The following is a 15,865-nucleotide window of genomic DNA, read 5'->3' on the forward strand; positions in this document are numbered from 1 at the left end:
CAAGTATAATTTTTTTTTATACGACAAGACACAATTATATATGTAAGTTATTTAATTTATTATTAAGTAGTATTTTTTAATGTTAAATGTGATGTTTATAATAAACTTCCAAATGGAAGTTTATTTTGCGTAGACAATAGCGCGGCTTTCTCTAATTACATTTACTTTGATCTCACCCGGATATTGAACTTTTTGTTCAATCTCTTCAGCTATCTCTTTTGCCATAAGTATGGCTTCATCATCGTTGATCAGAGTTGCATTTACTATAACTCTTACTTCGCGACCCGCATTGATCGCATAAGCCTGTCTGACACCGGTATGTGACGATGCTATCTCTTCGATCTCAGTCACACGTTTTAAAAAGCTCTCTAGTACCTCGCGTCTAGCTCCAGGACGAGCAGCAGAGAGGGCATCTGCAGCACATACTGCCGCACATTCTATTGTTTCCATATCTTCATGCCCATGATGTGCATAGATGGCATTGATCACTATATCGTGTTCATCATACCTTTTACATACTTCAGCACCTAAATCGACATGGTTTCCATCTGCATCATGTGTTAGTGCCTTACCAATATCATGCAATAATCCTGCACGTTTTGCAAGTCTTACGTCTCCACCCATTTCAGATGCCATAATTGCAGCCAAATGAGATACTTCCAATGTATGTGCCAGTGCATTTTGACCATATGATGCACGGTATCTAAGCTTACCGATTAGCTTCATAAGTTCTGGGTGCATAACACCTATATCAAGATCAGCTACTAACTCTTCACCTTCGTTTAATACAGACTCTTCAAACTCCTGAGTAACCTTATCAAAGATCTCCTCTATACGAGCTGGCTGTATACGTCCATCATCTATTAATAGTTCTATGGTCTTAGTAGCAATGGCGCGTCTGTAAAGGTTAAAACTGCTAACTTCTATAGAGTTTGGAGTATCATCTATAATAATATCTACACCAAGCAGTGTTTCAAGAGACTTAATGTTTCGTCCCTCTTTACCAATTATACGGCCCTTTAATTCATCATTTTCAAGATGCACAGTATTTGTCAAATACTCATTAGCAAAATCACCTGCAAACCTACTTGTAGCCTGAGCTAAAATATAGTTTGCTTTTTTCTTCGCATCTTTTTTAGCTTCATTTTCGTACTTACGTACAATATGAGCTATCTCGCTACGTGAGCGGTCTTCAACTTTTTTAAGAAGCATCTCTTTTGCTTCATCTTGCGTCATACCTGCACTATGCTCTATTGCATGAAGTGCTCTTTGTATATTGTCTTCATATTTATTTTTAAGTGAATCTAATGATTTCTCATTTCTTTGTAAATCAATCTTTCTAGCTTTTAATGCAGAAAACTCATCTTGAAGTCTTCTTTGTTCATCTTTTACGAATCTTTGAAAATCCTGTTCTTTTTGAAGAACAGTCTCCTCTCTTTGTAGCAAATCGGCTCTAGCTCTATCTTTAGCACTCTCATAATGTTTTTTAGCCTCTATCTCAATCTCTTGAGATTTCAAGCGGCTTTTTTCTAAAAGATTTTGTGCTTCGTTTTCTATAACATTGGCTTTTGCCTTTGCCTGCTGTATATATACATCAAAGTTAGCATTATTAATTTTTTTAGAAATGAAAAAACCGATCAGACCACTAATAGTGGCTGTTGCACCACCTAGTAGCATTTCGTTTAACATTTTTCATCCTGTTATTTGATATGCCTATTGTCAGCTGTGATTAAGAGATCACCTTTTACATCATAATGATCACATACAATCTCTTTTGTAAAACAAATTCTTGGCTGTATAAAAATCGTATATGGTCTCTTTTTTAGTTTGGCAAAAAAACGATCATACATCCCTTTACCGAATCCTATTCTTTGTAAATTGCCATCAACACCAACAACCGGTACAATAGCTATATCAATTTTTTTTATTTTTCTTAAACTGTTTCCCGCCTCGTATATATCGAATTTCTTTTTTTGCAGCGGTAATCTAAATGGTACTATCTTAAAACTTTCATTTTCCATAAAAGGGATAAAAATATTATTTTTTTTCCTAAGCTTTACAATACTCTTTTTAATATCTGCTTCAAAATCTATAGGGTAATACAAAAGTATATTTTTCCCCTTTACACCCTGTAGTTCCTTTAATAATTTTTTATTTATAATATTTTGATCATAGATAAAACTATTTTTAGAACGATTTTTCATTCCATCTATACATTTTTTTCTAAAACTGCTCTTTGTAAGAATCATATTAAATCTTTGTGGCTATAATTTCGTAAATTTTTAATTTTCAATTTTACATAAAAAAGGTAGCATTTATGCTTAATAAAACTATATCTATTTTCTCTCTAATATTAACAATAACATTTTTTACAGCTTGCGGCAGCGATAATGAAGCAAATGATCTCTTAGCATCAAAAGAGTTTGTACTAACTACTACTGATAATAAACAACTTGTAGTTACTAAAAACGAAACTGACGGTTTTATGGTAAATGGAGCTGATGGAAAAGTTATTTTATTTGATATTTTTGCAACATGGTGTCCACCTTGTCAGGCTTCTGCTTCTCATCTGACATCATTACAAGAAAAGTATAAAGACAAAATAGTTGTTATAGGTACTACGGTTGAGCGTCCTGAATTTACCAAAGAGGGTAAAATCATAAATGATAAGATAGAAGAGTTTAGACTAAAATACAACGCAAAATATACAATAGTAAATTCAGATCAAAATATGAGACTGAACAACTCTATTACATCTTCATTAAAAATGGGAGAGCGTTATCCTATCCCAACTATTGTTTTATATAAAGACGGAAAATATATTACCCATTATGTTGGAAGCGTTCAAGAAGAGTTTATTGAAAGCGATATAAAAAGGGCTTTAGGAATATAATGTTTGGATTTATAAAAAAGTCTCTTAGCAAAACTGCTGAGGCAATAAAAACTGTAGCACCGAAAAAGAAGATAAGCTTTACAAAAGATGAAATAGAAGATATTTTACTTGAAGCAGATGTTGAGTATGAACTTATTGAGCTTATTCTAGATCAGACATATCAAGATAAGATCACACGTGAGATACTTCGCTCAAAACTTTTGGCTACACTTGCACACACTACATATAAAGAGCCAGAGTTTACTGCCCCTTTTGTTGAACTGATTGTCGGAGTAAACGGTGCCGGTAAAACTACTACAATCTCAAAGCTTGCAAAACGCTATAAAGATGATGGTAAAAAAGTTATTCTTGGTGCTGGAGATACATTCCGTGCTGCTGCAATTGAACAATTAACTCAGTGGGCGAATAAACTTGACATACCTATAGTTTCATCAAAACAAGGTCATGACAGTTCTGCCGTAGCATACGATACAATTGATTCTGCAAAAGCTAAAGGCTTTGATCATGTGATCATAGACACTGCAGGACGCCTGCATACTCAGACAAACTTAGCAAACGAGCTTAAAAAGATAAACCGTATATGTGATAAAGCCCACAGTGGTGCTCCGCACAGAACAGTTTTAATTATAGATGGTACACAAGGAAACTCTGCTATCGCTCAGGCAAAAGCATTTAATGAGATGATTGGGATTGACGGAATTATTATTACAAAGCTTGACGGTACTGCTAAGGGTGGTTCTGTATTTTCTATAGCTTATGCGCTTGAACTTCCTATACTTTATGTAGGTACAGGTGAATTACCTGAGAATCTTACACCGTTTGACAAATATGAGTTTGTTGATGGCTTATTAGATGTTATATTCTCAGATGAAGAAAATTAAGTTTTATTCGTAACCTTATAAACAAAACTAAATAGCTCTGCTACAACTTTGTACAGAGCTTCAGGCACCTCTTTATCTAGCTCAACTTTTGAAAGCAGTTCAATCAAATCTTCATCTTTTTTAATAGGCAGATTATTTAACTCCGCTATTTTTATGATGTTGTCGGCTACTTTACCCTCGCCTTTTGCAACCATTCTAGGTGCATTCTCTTTTGCCCTGTCATATCTTAGTGCTGCAGCTTTTTTCTTCATGCTTTTACCTCAAATCCACTAACAAGTGAGCCGTTTGGATCATTATAAGCCATAGTTGCATTTGTCTCTTTTGGCTCAAAAATTCTTATCTCCCTAGGAGTTACATTTACATCTATGATTGCAGATCTTAACTCTGATAAATTTTCTTTTACAATACTTTGAAACTCTTTGCTTGTAGTGTAAATGTGAAGATTTAGCTGGTTTTTCTCATAAAGTGTGAGTTTAAACATTAACTCTCCGTAATCTTTTAGTTTAAGATCAATATCGCAGTAAAATCTGTCCTCTGCTTTTTTCATCTCTATACTTCCCTCTTGCATTCCATCCCAAGAAAATGGAAGATATAGAGAAGATGCATTTGAGAGGTGTGATACTAGTTGAAAGTTATCAATCTGTAGTCCAAGCTTGTCTATATGATTTAAAAGCTCATTTTTATTTGGATGATTTGACTTTGAGATCTCATCTGCAGCTTGAGAAAGAAGCGCTTTAAAATCGTTTGTGAGTATATCCTTAACATTTTGCTGAGGATGTAAATTTTGAGGGTTTGTAAAAGTTTGCAGTTTATGAATTGCACTATTTATATCTTTTGAGAAAATAGGATCTGATTTTAGTATAAGATCTTTTAAATTAGATGTCATCTTGTTTATATCTTGGTCAATCCCTTTTGATAAAAAATTATCTAACATAGCTTTTGAATTAGTTACATTTTGCTCAACAGATTTTAGGGCTGCAAATATTTTATTTAATGCATCCATTATCCCCTTTGTCTCTAATGTAAAACTTCTTGAGAGATTCATACTTATATTTTCCAGTGCATCTTTAATCTGCGGATATTTAAAATCTTCCACATTCTGCAGTAAATTTTTTGATGTCAAATGTTCAAGTCTGTTTATAGCACTCTCTACACTAGGCTTATGGATCGGTTCTGCTAAAGTTTGAGCTGATTTTAGATCAACTATTATCTTTTTTAACTTTTGTGCGATCAGAGGGAGATCTTGTTTTAAAGCCAGCTCTTTTACTTGCGGGATATCTTTCGTAGCAGCAGTTTGCTCTTGCAGATGCGCACTCAAAATGGAACGTATATCTTTTAGTATAGACTGCGATGATGAAAACTCGCTTTTTGCCAAAGTACTTTGCAGGTTATTTAATATATTTTTTAATTCTACCTGTGGAGATTTAACATCTTTAAGACGTGACTCTAAAAATACGCCTGAACTTTCAAACTTCTGTTTTAGCTGAGCATCTTTAACATCTTTTATATCTACAAGTACATTTTTTAAAACCTTCTCGATCTCAAGTGGATTTTTGTCGTTTTTTATAGTATTAAGTAGATCTTTTATGGTTGTAGAAACATCGCCCAAACTTTTTAAAGTGGGATTATTTTTAACAAGGTTTAAAAGCGTTTTGTCGTTTGAATTATCGATTGAACTTTGTTTTAGTATGCCATCCATAATAGAGCGTAAATCTTTTCCGCTTGAGATGCTCTCTAACTGTTTGGGAGTTGCATCTTTTAGCACCTCTTTTAGCGCTTTGTTCATGTTTGGTAAGATAAGGTCTACTTTTTTGGAGCTTACTAAATTTATCATTTAATGATTATAGCAAAAATAAAGGGTACTTCTTTTGCTTTATAAACATACAAGATGTAAAAACTATTTACAAGGATGTGGCAAATAAGGGGTTTGCTATGAAAATAGAAAACTACTCAATAGCGATGCAGTCTAAACATTGCAGTTCCACAACAGTTTCACACCTGTTTGAGCAAGAGTTGGTATCCCTAAATCAAGGTGAGGATATCCAAAATACTAAGGCTACAAAAGTTCAAGAGATAGAGAGTAGCATTGAGTTTGCAAAAAGGCTTGAATTAACATTTATTCAAAACTTTATCCAATCACTCAGCAATAACTCTGTAGAAAACAGCACTATGAATATCCGCTCAATAGAAGATATACAAAGAGATATAATCTCAAACAGATACTCCAAAAACAACTTCAAAGCTGTAGATTTTGAGTCTTTTAAACCAAGAAAACTCATGAGCCAAGAGGTGACTCTAACAAAACAGATAGAGCATAAAGAGTGTTTAGATGTTTCAATGGAGGGTTGTATTCAAACAGTTACGCAGAAGATCAAACTTGATATTGACTTCTCATTATCTTCAACATTCGTAGAGAAACATCAACTTACAAAAACTATGTTTTTTGATCCGCTTGTTTTAAACTTCGAAGGTGATATTCCAAATTTGGATTCAAACAAGTTCTCTTTTGACATTGATTGTGACGGTGAAGTTGATCAGATCTCAAAACTCGGTGAAGGTTGTGGCTTTTTAGCACTCGATTCTAACAACAACGGGTCTATTGATGACGGTACAGAGCTTTTTGGTACACAAAGCGGAAACGGTTTTTATGATCTAAGACGCTATGATGATGACAACAACGGCTGGATTGATGAGAGTGATTCAATTCTCGACTCACTGCGCATTTGGAAAAAAACAGATACTGAAGATGAACTTGTAGCTCTAGGAGAGATGGGTATTGGTGCAATTTATCTGGGTTACAGCGAACAAGATTTTAATCTTAAAACATACGAGAATGAAACACTTGGACGCATACGCTCAAACGGTCTGTTTTTAAATGAAGACGGTAGCAGTGGAGTTGTAAGTCAGATAGACTTTGCAAAAAAAGACTCTAAACTATCTGAACTTATTCAATCAGCATAAAAATAAACTCCCTAATTATTGGGAGTTTATACCATTTTAGTAGGATCTACCCATTCTTTAAACTCATCCTTAGTTACCAGCTTTAACTCCAACGCAGCTTCTAAAAGTGTAGTATTGTCCTTGTGTGCTTTTTTAGCTATTTTTGTAGCATTATCATAACCTATATGCTGATTTAATGCTGTAACCAGCATAAGTGATTCATCTCTTAGCTTATTTATCCTATCTTCATTTGCAACTATACCTACAATACATCTATCCGTAAAACTATTACATCCGTCGGTTAAAAGTCTGATCGATTGTAGGAGGTTATAGATCATTACAGGCTTAAAGACGTTTAACTCAAAGTGCCCGTTTGATCCTGCTATAGTTATTGTCGTATGGTTTCCCATAACCTGAGCAGCTATCATTGTAAGAGCTTCACTTTGTGTAGGATTTACTTTTCCAGGCATTATAGATGATCCAGGTTCATTCTCAGGCAAGCTAATCTCACCTATACCGCATCTTGGACCAGATGCCAAAAAGCGTATATCATTTGCTATTTTCATAACAGATGCAGCAACCGTATTCAATGCACCACTAGCCTCTACTATAGCATCGTGTGCAGCAAGTGCTTCAAACTTATTCTCAGCCGTTATAAAAGTAAGTCCTGTCTCTCTTGAAACCTGTGCAGCGAACTCTTTATCAAACCCTTTGACACAATTTAGTCCTGTACCAACAGCAGTTCCACCTTGTGCTAACTGAGATAATGCAGGAAGCGTGCTCTCAACTCGTCTTATAGAATTTTTCATCTGCGCTACATAACCTGAGAACTCCTGACCAAGAGTTAGAGGTGTAGCATCTTGTGTATGTGTGCGACCAATTTTTATAATATGACCAAATTCATTTGATTTTTTCTCTAACTCTTTATACATGTGTTTAAGTGCTGGGAGTAAACTATTTGTAATTTCTAAAACCGCAGCTATATGCATAGCCGTTGGGAAAGTATCGTTTGATGACTGACCCATATTACAGTGATCATTTGGATGTACAGGAATTTTTGAGCCAATCTCACCACCTAGAAGCTCTATTGCACGGTTAGATATAACCTCGTTTGCATTCATGTTTGTCTGAGTTCCTGAGCCTGTCTGCCACACTGAAAGCGGGAAATGATCATCTAGTTTTCCCTCTGCTACTTCAGAAGCTGCATCAATTATGGCATCAGCCATAGTAGACTCCAATCTTCCATATGACCTATTTACAATTGCAGCTGATTTTTTAACTATACCAAAAGCTCTAATAAGCGGCTTTGGCATTGTTTCAATTCCTATTGGGAAATTTAATAAAGAGCGTGCAGATTGTGCTCCGTAATATTTATCTTGTGGTACTTTGAGTTCTCCAACAGAGTCACTCTCGATTCTATAAGCAGTCATAACATCCACCTTAAAATAAAGTGGGAATATTATAACTTATTTTTTTCTAGCTATTAAAAGTGTAGATATATCCATAGAGAAACTTTTGTTATAAAGCATTTCAAAACCTGCATCTTCAAGCTCTTTTATCATATTTGATACAGTTGAAAAGTCTTCAATAGAGTTAGGAAGGTACTCGTATGCTTCGAGGTTTTTAGATATAAAACCTCCAACTTTTGGAAGTATTTTATTCATATAAAAGTCTCTGATCTTACCAAGAAGTGAAGGATTTTCATTTTTCATAAACTCTAAAATAACAACAAGTCCGTCTTTTTTAAGAACGCGGTTGAACTCATCTAGAGCTTCTTTTCTCTCAACAACATTACGGATTCCATATGTAATACTTAAAACATCTGCAGATTCATCTTCAAGAGGGATCTCTGTAGCTTTTGCTATATGATAGTTGAATTTAGGAAATTTTTTACGTGCAACACCAACCATACCTTCTGATGGATCAACACCTACGATTTCACCGATAGCTATACCACTAACTTCAGCTCGACTTCTCCAGAACTCCATCATATCACCGGTTCCACATGCAACATCTACTATCTTATCAAGTGTGTCATCACCCTTGAATTCGTATGCAAGATCACATGCTTTTCTTCTCCAGCTTTTATCAACACCCATACTCATAACACGGTTTGCAGTATCGTATGTCGGAGCTATCTCATCGAACATTGAAACTATTTTTTCCTGTTTTTCCATTAGCTAACTATCCTCTCTTTTTCAACCACATAATTATATCTTCGTCTTCTTGGAGTATATTTAAAATCTCAAATTCTTGCTTGTTTGTTTGAAATACTTTACTGCCACCAAGCTTAGGAGCAACATAACACAGATATCTATCAACAATGTCACGAGTAGCCTCAAACATATTTGCTCCACCCTCGATCATAATGTTTTTGTAGTTTTTAATCTCATCTAAGCTGTCGGATATTATAACCTTTCTACCCTCAACTCCAAATAACGGTATTGTTTTATCAAACTCTTTTTCTCTTGAATAGATTAACACATTAGGTGCTTTTCCATCAACCATTCTTGCATCAAGTGTAGGTCTGTCAACTCTTACAGTCTCACCGCCGATCACTAAAAGATCACATTTGTCCCTCACATCGTGAACATTTTTACGAGACTCTTTAGAAGTTATTATTCCATCATCGTATGTTCCGTTAAGTCTTTGAGCCCATTTAAAAAATACAAAGCTTTTTTTATGCCAAGCCTCAAATGGGTAAAGCAACTCTTTCGATTCAGTCTCTAAAATTCCACTTTCAACCTCTATATTTGAATCTTTCAGTTTTTTATTTCCACATGCAGCTTCGGGGTTGTTATCTTGTGCACCTACATATACTTTTTTAACACCCATAGCACATAAAAGATCTGCACAAGATGGTGTTTTACCAACATGCGAACAAGGTTCAAGTGTAGTATATACACTGCAGTTTTTAAAAATATTATTATGATTTTCTTTTAAATACTCATGTATATCTGCTGAGGAAGTTAAGTCTTTAATTTTTGTGTCATGAGTTAGTTTTGTATATGCAGATTTTAGTGCTTCAACTTCTGCATGTGGAAGTCCTGCTTTTTTATGCGCTTCGACTGCTAAAATTTCACCATCTTGTGAAACTATACAGCAGCCCACTGCAGGATTTGGGTATGTCAACCCTTGGTATTTCCATCCCTCTTTAAGGGCTAATTTCATATAAAAATTATGATCGACTACCATTCAAAATATGTTTTTGCTTTTGATATTTCGCCAAAGTCGACACTCTCTTGTTTACCGTCAACTTCTAGAGTTATCTTAGAATCTTCAACTCTTAAGAGTTTACCTTTTAACTTATCACGGCTAGAAAAACCAAGCTGTACATTTTCACCGATTGAAAGCTCATACTGGTGCAGGTTTTTTAGTTTTCTCTCAATACCAGGGCTTGATACTTCTAGGCGATAATCACCGCTTACTGGAGGAGTTACATCTAAAAGCGGAGATATTAAACGGCTTAATTCTGCACAAGTATCCAGACTTACAGGCTTTCTTTTTCCATTTTCTATTTCAGTAGAAACTACAGATATTCTATATATAGTCTCATCAAATTCACTTACTGTAGAAATATCGTAAAGTTCTAAATCAAGAGATTTAACAAATGATTCAATATCGCTCTCAAGACTCATTGTTTTTATCCTTAGATATTTTTTTAAATAGCTCATCAATAGTTTGAGCTTTTTTTAGGTGCTCATCAAACTCAAATTTTAGTTTTGGTGAACGAAACCAGCCTTGATCTTTCATACAATAATCTTCAATGATTGGTCTGGCTTTTTTTAATTGTTTAAGAAGTACAGATTTTTCTTGTTCACTAAAATAGCTTGGGTCGATGTATACCTTAGCATCATCACGCCCTTTAGAGCATCTAACTTCTATAACGTCTAGTTCATGTAGACGATTATCATTTAACTGACTAAGAGCTTCAGGGATAAGCTCTTGTAAGATAGAGTCAGTTCTTTTTAGTTTTATTTGTGCGTCAGTCACTTTAGTTCTTTACAGTGAAACTTTTTGTTCAACTTTTTTGAATGTTTCGATTACATCGCCAACTTGAACGTCGTCGTAACCTTTGATACCAACACCACATTCGTATCCGTTACCAACTTCTTCAACATCATCTTTGAAACGTTTAAGAGAAGTAAGTTCGCCTTCAAATATAACAACACCCTCACGGATAACACGTACAAGTCCACCACGGATAAGTTTACCATCAACAACCGTACAACCAGCAATCATACCTTTTGGTGTTTTGAATGTATCTTGAACATCAGCCTGACCAGTGTTTTCTTCTGTAAATTTAAGATCCATCATACCAGTTAACATTGCTGTTACATCATCAAGTAGTTGATAAATTACAGAGTAGTTTCTGATCTCAATTCCACGCTGTTTAGCTAGTGCTTTAACTGAACCTGTTGGACGGATGTTAAATCCTAGAAGTACACAGTTATCACTCGCACTCGCTAACTCTACATCGTTTTCAGTAATACCACCGACACCAGTTGAGATAACTTCAACTTTTACCTCTTCATTTCTTAACTCACTTAATGAAGTTCTAAGTGCTTCAAGTGAACCGTGAACGTCTGCTTTAAGTACAACTTTAAGAGTTTTAAGACGACCTTCCGCAATCATAGCTGTCATATCTTCTAGAGTTGATTTAGTTGATTTAGAAAGCTCTTTATGTCTGTCATATTCATAACGTTTATGAGCGTATTCTTTAGCTTCTTTATCACTTGAAACTGCCATTAAAACTTCACCTGATGGTGGAACAGTATCAAGTCCTGCAACTTGTGCAGTGTGTGATGGTCCGATCGATTTAATCTGTTTTCCATTTTCATCGATCAGCGCTTTAACACGTCCATATGAGCTACCACAAACAATATTGTCACCAACTTTTAAGGTACCGTTTTGAACGATAACCGTAGCAACAGGACCACGACCTTTTTCAAGTGAAGCCTCAACAACAGCAGATTTTGCAGGTACGTTCGGGTTAGCTTTAAGCTCTAGTACTTCTGAAGTGATAAGGATGTTCTCTAACAGATCATCAATACCCATACCAGTTTTAGCAGATAATGGAATAAACTCAACATCTCCACCCCAGTCAATACTAGTAATACCATGCTCGGCCATCTGACCTTTAACTAAGTCTGGATTAGCTGTCTCTTTATCCATTTTATTAAGTGCTACAATTATAGGTGCACCTGAATCTTTAGCAATTTTTATAACCTCTTCAGTTTGAGGTTTAACACCATCATCAGCAGCTACAACAATAATAATAATATCTGTTACATCAGTACCGCGTTGACGCATAGCACCAAATGCCGCGTGACCCGGAGTATCTATAAATGTGATTGGCTCACCGTGTTGCTCAACCGTATATGCACCGATATGTTGTGTGATACCACCAGCTTCACCTTCAGTAACTTTAGCACTTCTAATAGCATCAAGAAGTGAAGTCTTACCGTGATCAACGTGACCCATAATTGTAATAACAGGTGGACGTTTAACTGCATTTGGATCTTCTTCAATATCGTGAGATAAATCCTCTTCATAGTTAAACTCATTTTTAGGATCAATTACAGTAACTTCAACACCAAACTCTTCAGATAGAATCTCTATCTCATCACTTCCTAAGAAGTCATTTTTAGTCATCATCATACCAAGATCAAATAGTACTTTGATGATCTCACCCATAGGACGGTTTAGTTTTTCAGCAAACTCATAAACACGAATATCTTCAGGGATTTCAACGTGTGTTACAACTTCATCAACAGGTTTTTCTTTTACGTATTTTTTACGCTTATCACGAGATACTTTTCTACCGCGTCCTGCATTTTTACCTTTGTTAGAATTTCTACCAATAGGCTTAGGAGCTTTAGGTTTTTTAGGAGCTTCTGGCTCAAGTGGTGCACGCTCAGTCGCATTTAGGTCAAGTAGAGTTACCTGATCATCCATATCCATTGATACTTCAGCCATAGAACCGCCGAATATATCCATCTTAGTTCCCGCATCTTTTTTACTTACAGGTGCTTCTTTTTTAGTTTTTTTCTTAGATGCAAGTTCTTCTAAAACCTCTGCACTCATCTTACCGTATGAAGATACTTTTGGCTGTTTTTTAGGAACATCGTAGCTATCGTTTGAACTAGTTTCTACACTAGTCTCAGCAGAAGGTTTTTTCTTTTTAACAATTTTCAGTCCGCCAAGCTTTTTCTTTGGAACTTGAACTGTTTTTATTTTAGGCTCGTCTTTTTTAGAAGACTCTTCTTTTTGTTCAGAAACTTCCTCTTCTTTAGCTTTAGGCTCTTTTTTCTCTTCTTCTTTAGCTTTAGGCTCTTTTTTCTCTTCTTTTTTAGTCTCTTTTACTTCAGCTGCTTTTTCCTCTTTTTTAGGTTCTGCATCTTCAGTTTTTTCTTCTGCTTTAGCTTTTTTTGCTTTTGCAGGTTTTTTATCTTCTTTCTTTGGTGCAGGAGAATCACCATTCATAATATAGTTCATGATTTGTTCAGCATCTTCCATACTTACTGTACTTTGTGCTGACTTTACAACTAGTCCCATCTCGGTTGCTTTATTTATAACATCTTTTGAAGCTATACCCAACTCTGTTGCAACTTCGTGTACTCTAACTTTATCTATCATCAGTGATGATCTCCTTTATTTTATTCAATAATTTTTCTTTATCGCCACTCTTACATTGACGCATTAAGCAACGCAATAACTTTTTATCATCATTTAAACAGTTATCGCACAAATAAAATGTCCTACCAACCCCATTAAAAACTTCTATATTTGAGTCTATACATTGCAGTCTAAGCATGTTTTTCTGAAAATCTCTTTCCCTGCAACATATACACATTCTACTTGGTTGGTAAAATTTTTTCGCCATTATATCTAAATCTGCTCTTTTTTAATAGCTTATCGCTCTATAATTAGACCATTATTATCAAAATTTAATGTTTTAACTGTAAATTCCGGAAATTTTTGCTTTAATTTGTTTGCAATCATAGCTGCATCTTCATCATAAACCATATTAAAAAACGTAGAACCGCTTCCACTTAACGTACTCATAAGTGCTCCACTTTCATATGCAACTTTTTGAACTGCAAAAAGCTCAGGCAGAGTTTTCATTCTTGCTTTTTGATGAAATCTGTCATGAGAAGCCAAACGCAACATCTCCCAGTCTTCATTAAAAAACGAAGCTACGCTAAGTGCCGTGTGTGAAAGATTATATACTGCATTATCTTTTGAATAAGACTTAGGCAGAACCGTACGAGAACGTGACGTGTTCATCTGCTTGTTTGGGATAATAACTACAGCTTTTATATAATCAGGCAGATGCTTTTTTTGTGAAAAAACCTTGTTCTTCTCAACAGTAGCAGCATTAAATCCACCCATCACTGCAGGCGTAATATTATCTGGATGGTTTTCATATACAAGTGCATGGTTTAGTATTCTTCTTTTGCTAACTCTAATACCTGCTGCCTCATGAGCAGACGCAATAGCAGATACAATTACTGCAGAAGAGCTTCCAAGACCTCTTGACATAGGTATTTGGTTATAAAAAGTAAACTTAAATGTTTGTCTTTTTTTTGTAAGACGGTTGTAATGTTCGTTAAATATACCTATAAAAAGGTTATTTCCTTTAAGTCTAGGGTTACCTTCACCCTCACCTTTTATAGATACACTAAAAAATTTCGATGGATGAAATTCAACTTTATTTCTTAAATCAACCGCAAGACCAAGTGAATCAAAACCCGGTCCTAAATTTGCACTAGTAGCTGGTACGCTAATTTCCAATTGTTTTTCCTATCCAACTGCTCCTATTGCATATAGGGGCGTTGTATTTTCATCAAACTCATCATACTCAAGCACATCTTTTAGTTCAAATTTACCAATAGGCGCTTTTTCTAGTTTTTGAGTTTCTATTTTAGAAAAGATTTTAACAAAAAATAGCTTTCCAATCGCTTTTATTGGTTGATTATCATTAAAATAAAACGCATCTGTTGCAAAAAGTGGAATTTTTTTCAAAATAGATAGTGATTTTAAAAAAAGATATGTGATCTTTATAGCCATAAAACTTCCGGGACCTTTTGCATAAAAAAGATTTTTGATCTCATATTTTTTTAAAAGCTCTTCAAATATTTCAGGTAATACTTCAGAAGTTTTTTCCTCTGTAGATATAGTTTCTATAAGTTTTTTATTTTCATATACTCCAATTAAGATCGGAGATGAAAGAGTTACGCAAACTACATCTACATTTTTAAGCATACGCTTTTTCTAACTCTTTCGTTTTTTCACCTACAAGTTCTATAACTTCGTAGTTTTCTTCAGACTTTAAAAGCTCAAGAGTCAGTTTGTGGTTTAGATCATGACTTCCCGCCATTGCTTCATAGTTTCCTATGAAGTTCATCCCGATAAGGCTCATATCACCGATAGCATCTAGAATTTTATGTCTTACAAACTCGTCTGAATATCTTAACCCCTCAGGATTTAGAACTTTTTTATCGTCTAATACAACTGCATTTTCTAACGATCCGCCAAGTGCTAAACCTTTTGAACGAAGATACTGAACTTCTTGAACAAAACCGAAAGTTCTAGCACGTGAAATCTCATCTTTATAAGCTTGTTTAGTGAATTTTAAAGAGTAGTCTTGTTGTTTGATTACTGGGTGTGGGAACTTGATTGTAAAGTCATAGTTTAGATCTGGTGAAGGTGATAATTTTACATACTTTTCACCCTCTTGAACTACAACCTCTTTTTTAATACGCATAACTTTTTTAGGCTCATCTAACTCTTGTCTTCCTGCCTCGTCTAAAAGCATACAAAAACTTGCACTGCTTCCATCCATTACAGGTACTTCATCAGCATCAACCGTAACTTTTAAATTATCTATTCCATATGCATATATTGCAGATAAAAGGTGCTCTATTGTAGATATAACGTTTCCATCTTTACCAATCACGGTAGCCATTTTCGTATCTACAACATTTTCAGGAATAAGAGGTATAGCTACATCAACGTCACTTCTATAAAAAACAATCCCTCCATTTGCTTCTTGAGGTTCAAGTTTAAGCTTTACAGGAGATCCTTTGTGAAGACCTATACCTACTAATTCTACACTTTTTTTAATTGTACTCTGATACATAATATA

16 protein-coding genes are annotated in these 15,865 nt (G+C 34.9%); 3 read left to right on the plus strand and 13 right to left on the minus strand.

All coding sequences use genetic code 11. From position 1 onward, the window contains the following. Positions 1-120: 120 nt before the first annotated feature. Positions 121-1,689 (minus strand): ribonuclease Y, encoded by a 1,569-nt coding sequence (gene rny, locus ABZA65_RS02445; protein WP_373070226.1) that lies wholly within the window; start codon positions 1,687-1,689, stop codon positions 121-123. Positions 1,690-1,700: 11 nt separating this feature from the next. Beyond that, a complete protein-coding gene (locus ABZA65_RS02450) occupies positions 1,701-2,249 on the minus strand; it encodes a 5-formyltetrahydrofolate cyclo-ligase (protein WP_373070228.1) in 549 nt (182 codons plus the stop codon). Between the two features lie 68 nt (positions 2,250-2,317). Here ABZA65_RS02450 and ABZA65_RS02455 point away from each other — a divergent pair, with 68 nt between their 5' ends. Continuing rightward, on the plus strand, positions 2,318-2,893 hold the full coding sequence (locus tag ABZA65_RS02455; protein ID WP_373070230.1) for a TlpA family protein disulfide reductase: 576 nt from the start codon (positions 2,318-2,320) through the stop codon (positions 2,891-2,893). After that, positions 2,893-3,774 carry a signal recognition particle-docking protein FtsY gene (gene ftsY / locus ABZA65_RS02460; RefSeq protein ID WP_373070232.1) on the plus strand — a complete coding sequence of 294 codons (882 nt, stop codon included), beginning with the start codon at positions 2,893-2,895 and terminating at the stop codon, positions 3,772-3,774. The genes ABZA65_RS02455 and ftsY overlap by 1 nt, the downstream gene beginning before the upstream one ends. Here the strand turns inward: ftsY and ABZA65_RS02465 are convergent. Together ABZA65_RS02465 and ABZA65_RS02470 are read right to left on the minus strand one after the other, a co-directional pair. Continuing rightward, on the minus strand, positions 3,771-4,025 hold the full coding sequence (locus tag ABZA65_RS02465; protein WP_373070234.1) for an EscU/YscU/HrcU family type III secretion system export apparatus switch protein: 255 nt from the start codon (positions 4,023-4,025) through the stop codon (positions 3,771-3,773). The two genes, ftsY and ABZA65_RS02465, sit on opposite strands and share 4 nt — an antisense overlap. After that, complete coding sequence (locus tag ABZA65_RS02470; RefSeq protein WP_373070236.1) at positions 4,022-5,608, minus strand: hypothetical protein; 1,587 nt, start codon at positions 5,606-5,608, stop codon at positions 4,022-4,024. The genes ABZA65_RS02465 and ABZA65_RS02470 overlap by 4 nt, the downstream gene beginning before the upstream one ends. 98 nt (positions 5,609-5,706) lie before the next feature. On the opposite strand from ABZA65_RS02470, the gene ABZA65_RS02475 reads away from it, so the two are divergent. Beyond that, positions 5,707-6,735 (plus strand): hypothetical protein, encoded by a 1,029-nt coding sequence (locus tag ABZA65_RS02475; RefSeq protein WP_373070238.1) that lies wholly within the window; start codon positions 5,707-5,709, stop codon positions 6,733-6,735. 26 nt (positions 6,736-6,761) lie between these two features. Here ABZA65_RS02475 and fumC read toward each other — a convergent pair whose 3' ends face one another. From fumC to lpxC, 9 genes are all read right to left on the minus strand, one after another. Continuing rightward, positions 6,762-8,144, minus strand: coding sequence for a class II fumarate hydratase (gene fumC / locus ABZA65_RS02480; RefSeq protein ID WP_373070240.1), 1,383 nt, complete (start codon positions 8,142-8,144; stop codon positions 6,762-6,764). A 36-nt stretch (positions 8,145-8,180) separates the two neighbouring features. Beyond that, on the minus strand, positions 8,181-8,891 hold the full coding sequence (gene ubiE, locus ABZA65_RS02485) for a bifunctional demethylmenaquinone methyltransferase/2-methoxy-6-polyprenyl-1,4-benzoquinol methylase UbiE (protein WP_373070242.1): 711 nt from the start codon (positions 8,889-8,891) through the stop codon (positions 8,181-8,183). A gap of 7 nt (positions 8,892-8,898) precedes the next feature. Beyond that, positions 8,899-9,885: a bifunctional diaminohydroxyphosphoribosylaminopyrimidine deaminase/5-amino-6-(5-phosphoribosylamino)uracil reductase RibD gene (gene ribD / locus ABZA65_RS02490; protein WP_373070244.1), complete on the minus strand. Its 987-nt coding sequence runs from the start codon at positions 9,883-9,885 to the stop codon at positions 8,899-8,901. A 17-nt stretch (positions 9,886-9,902) separates the two neighbouring features. After that, positions 9,903-10,352: a ribosome maturation factor RimP gene (rimP, locus tag ABZA65_RS02495; protein WP_373070246.1), complete on the minus strand. Its 450-nt coding sequence runs from the start codon at positions 10,350-10,352 to the stop codon at positions 9,903-9,905. Then, the gene (rbfA, locus tag ABZA65_RS02500; RefSeq protein WP_373070248.1) at positions 10,342-10,707 is read right to left on the minus strand and encodes a 30S ribosome-binding factor RbfA; all 366 of its coding nucleotides are present in this window, start codon (positions 10,705-10,707) and stop codon (positions 10,342-10,344) included. Before rbfA ends, rimP begins: the two co-directional genes overlap by 11 nt. A gap of 9 nt (positions 10,708-10,716) precedes the next feature. Then, the gene (gene infB / locus ABZA65_RS02505) at positions 10,717-13,353 is read right to left on the minus strand and encodes a translation initiation factor IF-2 (protein WP_373070250.1); all 2,637 of its coding nucleotides are present in this window, start codon (positions 13,351-13,353) and stop codon (positions 10,717-10,719) included. 276 nt (positions 13,354-13,629) lie between these two features. Beyond that, positions 13,630-14,511 carry a homoserine kinase gene (thrB, locus tag ABZA65_RS02510; protein ID WP_373070253.1) on the minus strand — a complete coding sequence of 294 codons (882 nt, stop codon included), beginning with the start codon at positions 14,509-14,511 and terminating at the stop codon, positions 13,630-13,632. 9 nt (positions 14,512-14,520) lie between these two features. After that, positions 14,521-14,982, minus strand: coding sequence for a hypothetical protein (locus ABZA65_RS02515; RefSeq protein ID WP_373070255.1), 462 nt, complete (start codon positions 14,980-14,982; stop codon positions 14,521-14,523). Beyond that, complete coding sequence (gene lpxC / locus ABZA65_RS02520) at positions 14,975-15,859, minus strand: UDP-3-O-acyl-N-acetylglucosamine deacetylase (protein ID WP_373070257.1); 885 nt, start codon at positions 15,857-15,859, stop codon at positions 14,975-14,977. Before lpxC ends, ABZA65_RS02515 begins: the two co-directional genes overlap by 8 nt. Positions 15,860-15,865: the final 6 nt, after the last annotated feature.

This window comes from Sulfurimonas sp., from assembly GCF_041583195.1.
Taxonomy (GTDB): domain Bacteria; phylum Campylobacterota; class Campylobacteria; order Campylobacterales; family Sulfurimonadaceae; genus Sulfurimonas.

What these genes read in the sequence shown, in the direction of transcription:
- rny (WP_373070226.1), bottom strand. Translation starts at nt 1,689, where the DNA reads ATGTTAAACGAAATGCTACTAGGTGGTGCAACAGCCACTATTAGTGGT.
- ABZA65_RS02450 (WP_373070228.1), bottom strand. Translation starts at nt 2,249, where the DNA reads ATGATTCTTACAAAGAGCAGTTTTAGAAAAAAATGTATAGATGGAATG.
- ABZA65_RS02455 (WP_373070230.1), top strand. Translation starts at nt 2,318, where the DNA reads ATGCTTAATAAAACTATATCTATTTTCTCTCTAATATTAACAATAACA.
- ftsY (WP_373070232.1), top strand. Translation starts at nt 2,893, where the DNA reads ATGTTTGGATTTATAAAAAAGTCTCTTAGCAAAACTGCTGAGGCAATA.
- ABZA65_RS02465 (WP_373070234.1), bottom strand. Translation starts at nt 4,025, where the DNA reads ATGAAGAAAAAAGCTGCAGCACTAAGATATGACAGGGCAAAAGAGAAT.
- ABZA65_RS02470 (WP_373070236.1), bottom strand. Translation starts at nt 5,608, where the DNA reads ATGATAAATTTAGTAAGCTCCAAAAAAGTAGACCTTATCTTACCAAAC.
- ABZA65_RS02475 (WP_373070238.1), top strand. Translation starts at nt 5,707, where the DNA reads ATGAAAATAGAAAACTACTCAATAGCGATGCAGTCTAAACATTGCAGT.
- fumC (WP_373070240.1), bottom strand. Translation starts at nt 8,144, where the DNA reads ATGACTGCTTATAGAATCGAGAGTGACTCTGTTGGAGAACTCAAAGTA.
- ubiE (WP_373070242.1), bottom strand. Translation starts at nt 8,891, where the DNA reads ATGGAAAAACAGGAAAAAATAGTTTCAATGTTCGATGAGATAGCTCCG.
- ribD (WP_373070244.1), bottom strand. Translation starts at nt 9,885, where the DNA reads ATGAAATTAGCCCTTAAAGAGGGATGGAAATACCAAGGGTTGACATAC.
- rimP (WP_373070246.1), bottom strand. Translation starts at nt 10,352, where the DNA reads ATGAGTCTTGAGAGCGATATTGAATCATTTGTTAAATCTCTTGATTTA.
- infB (WP_373070250.1), bottom strand. Translation starts at nt 13,353, where the DNA reads ATGATAGATAAAGTTAGAGTACACGAAGTTGCAACAGAGTTGGGTATA.
- ABZA65_RS02515 (WP_373070255.1), bottom strand. Translation starts at nt 14,982, where the DNA reads ATGCTTAAAAATGTAGATGTAGTTTGCGTAACTCTTTCATCTCCGATC.
- lpxC (WP_373070257.1), bottom strand. Translation starts at nt 15,859, where the DNA reads ATGTATCAGAGTACAATTAAAAAAAGTGTAGAATTAGTAGGTATAGGT.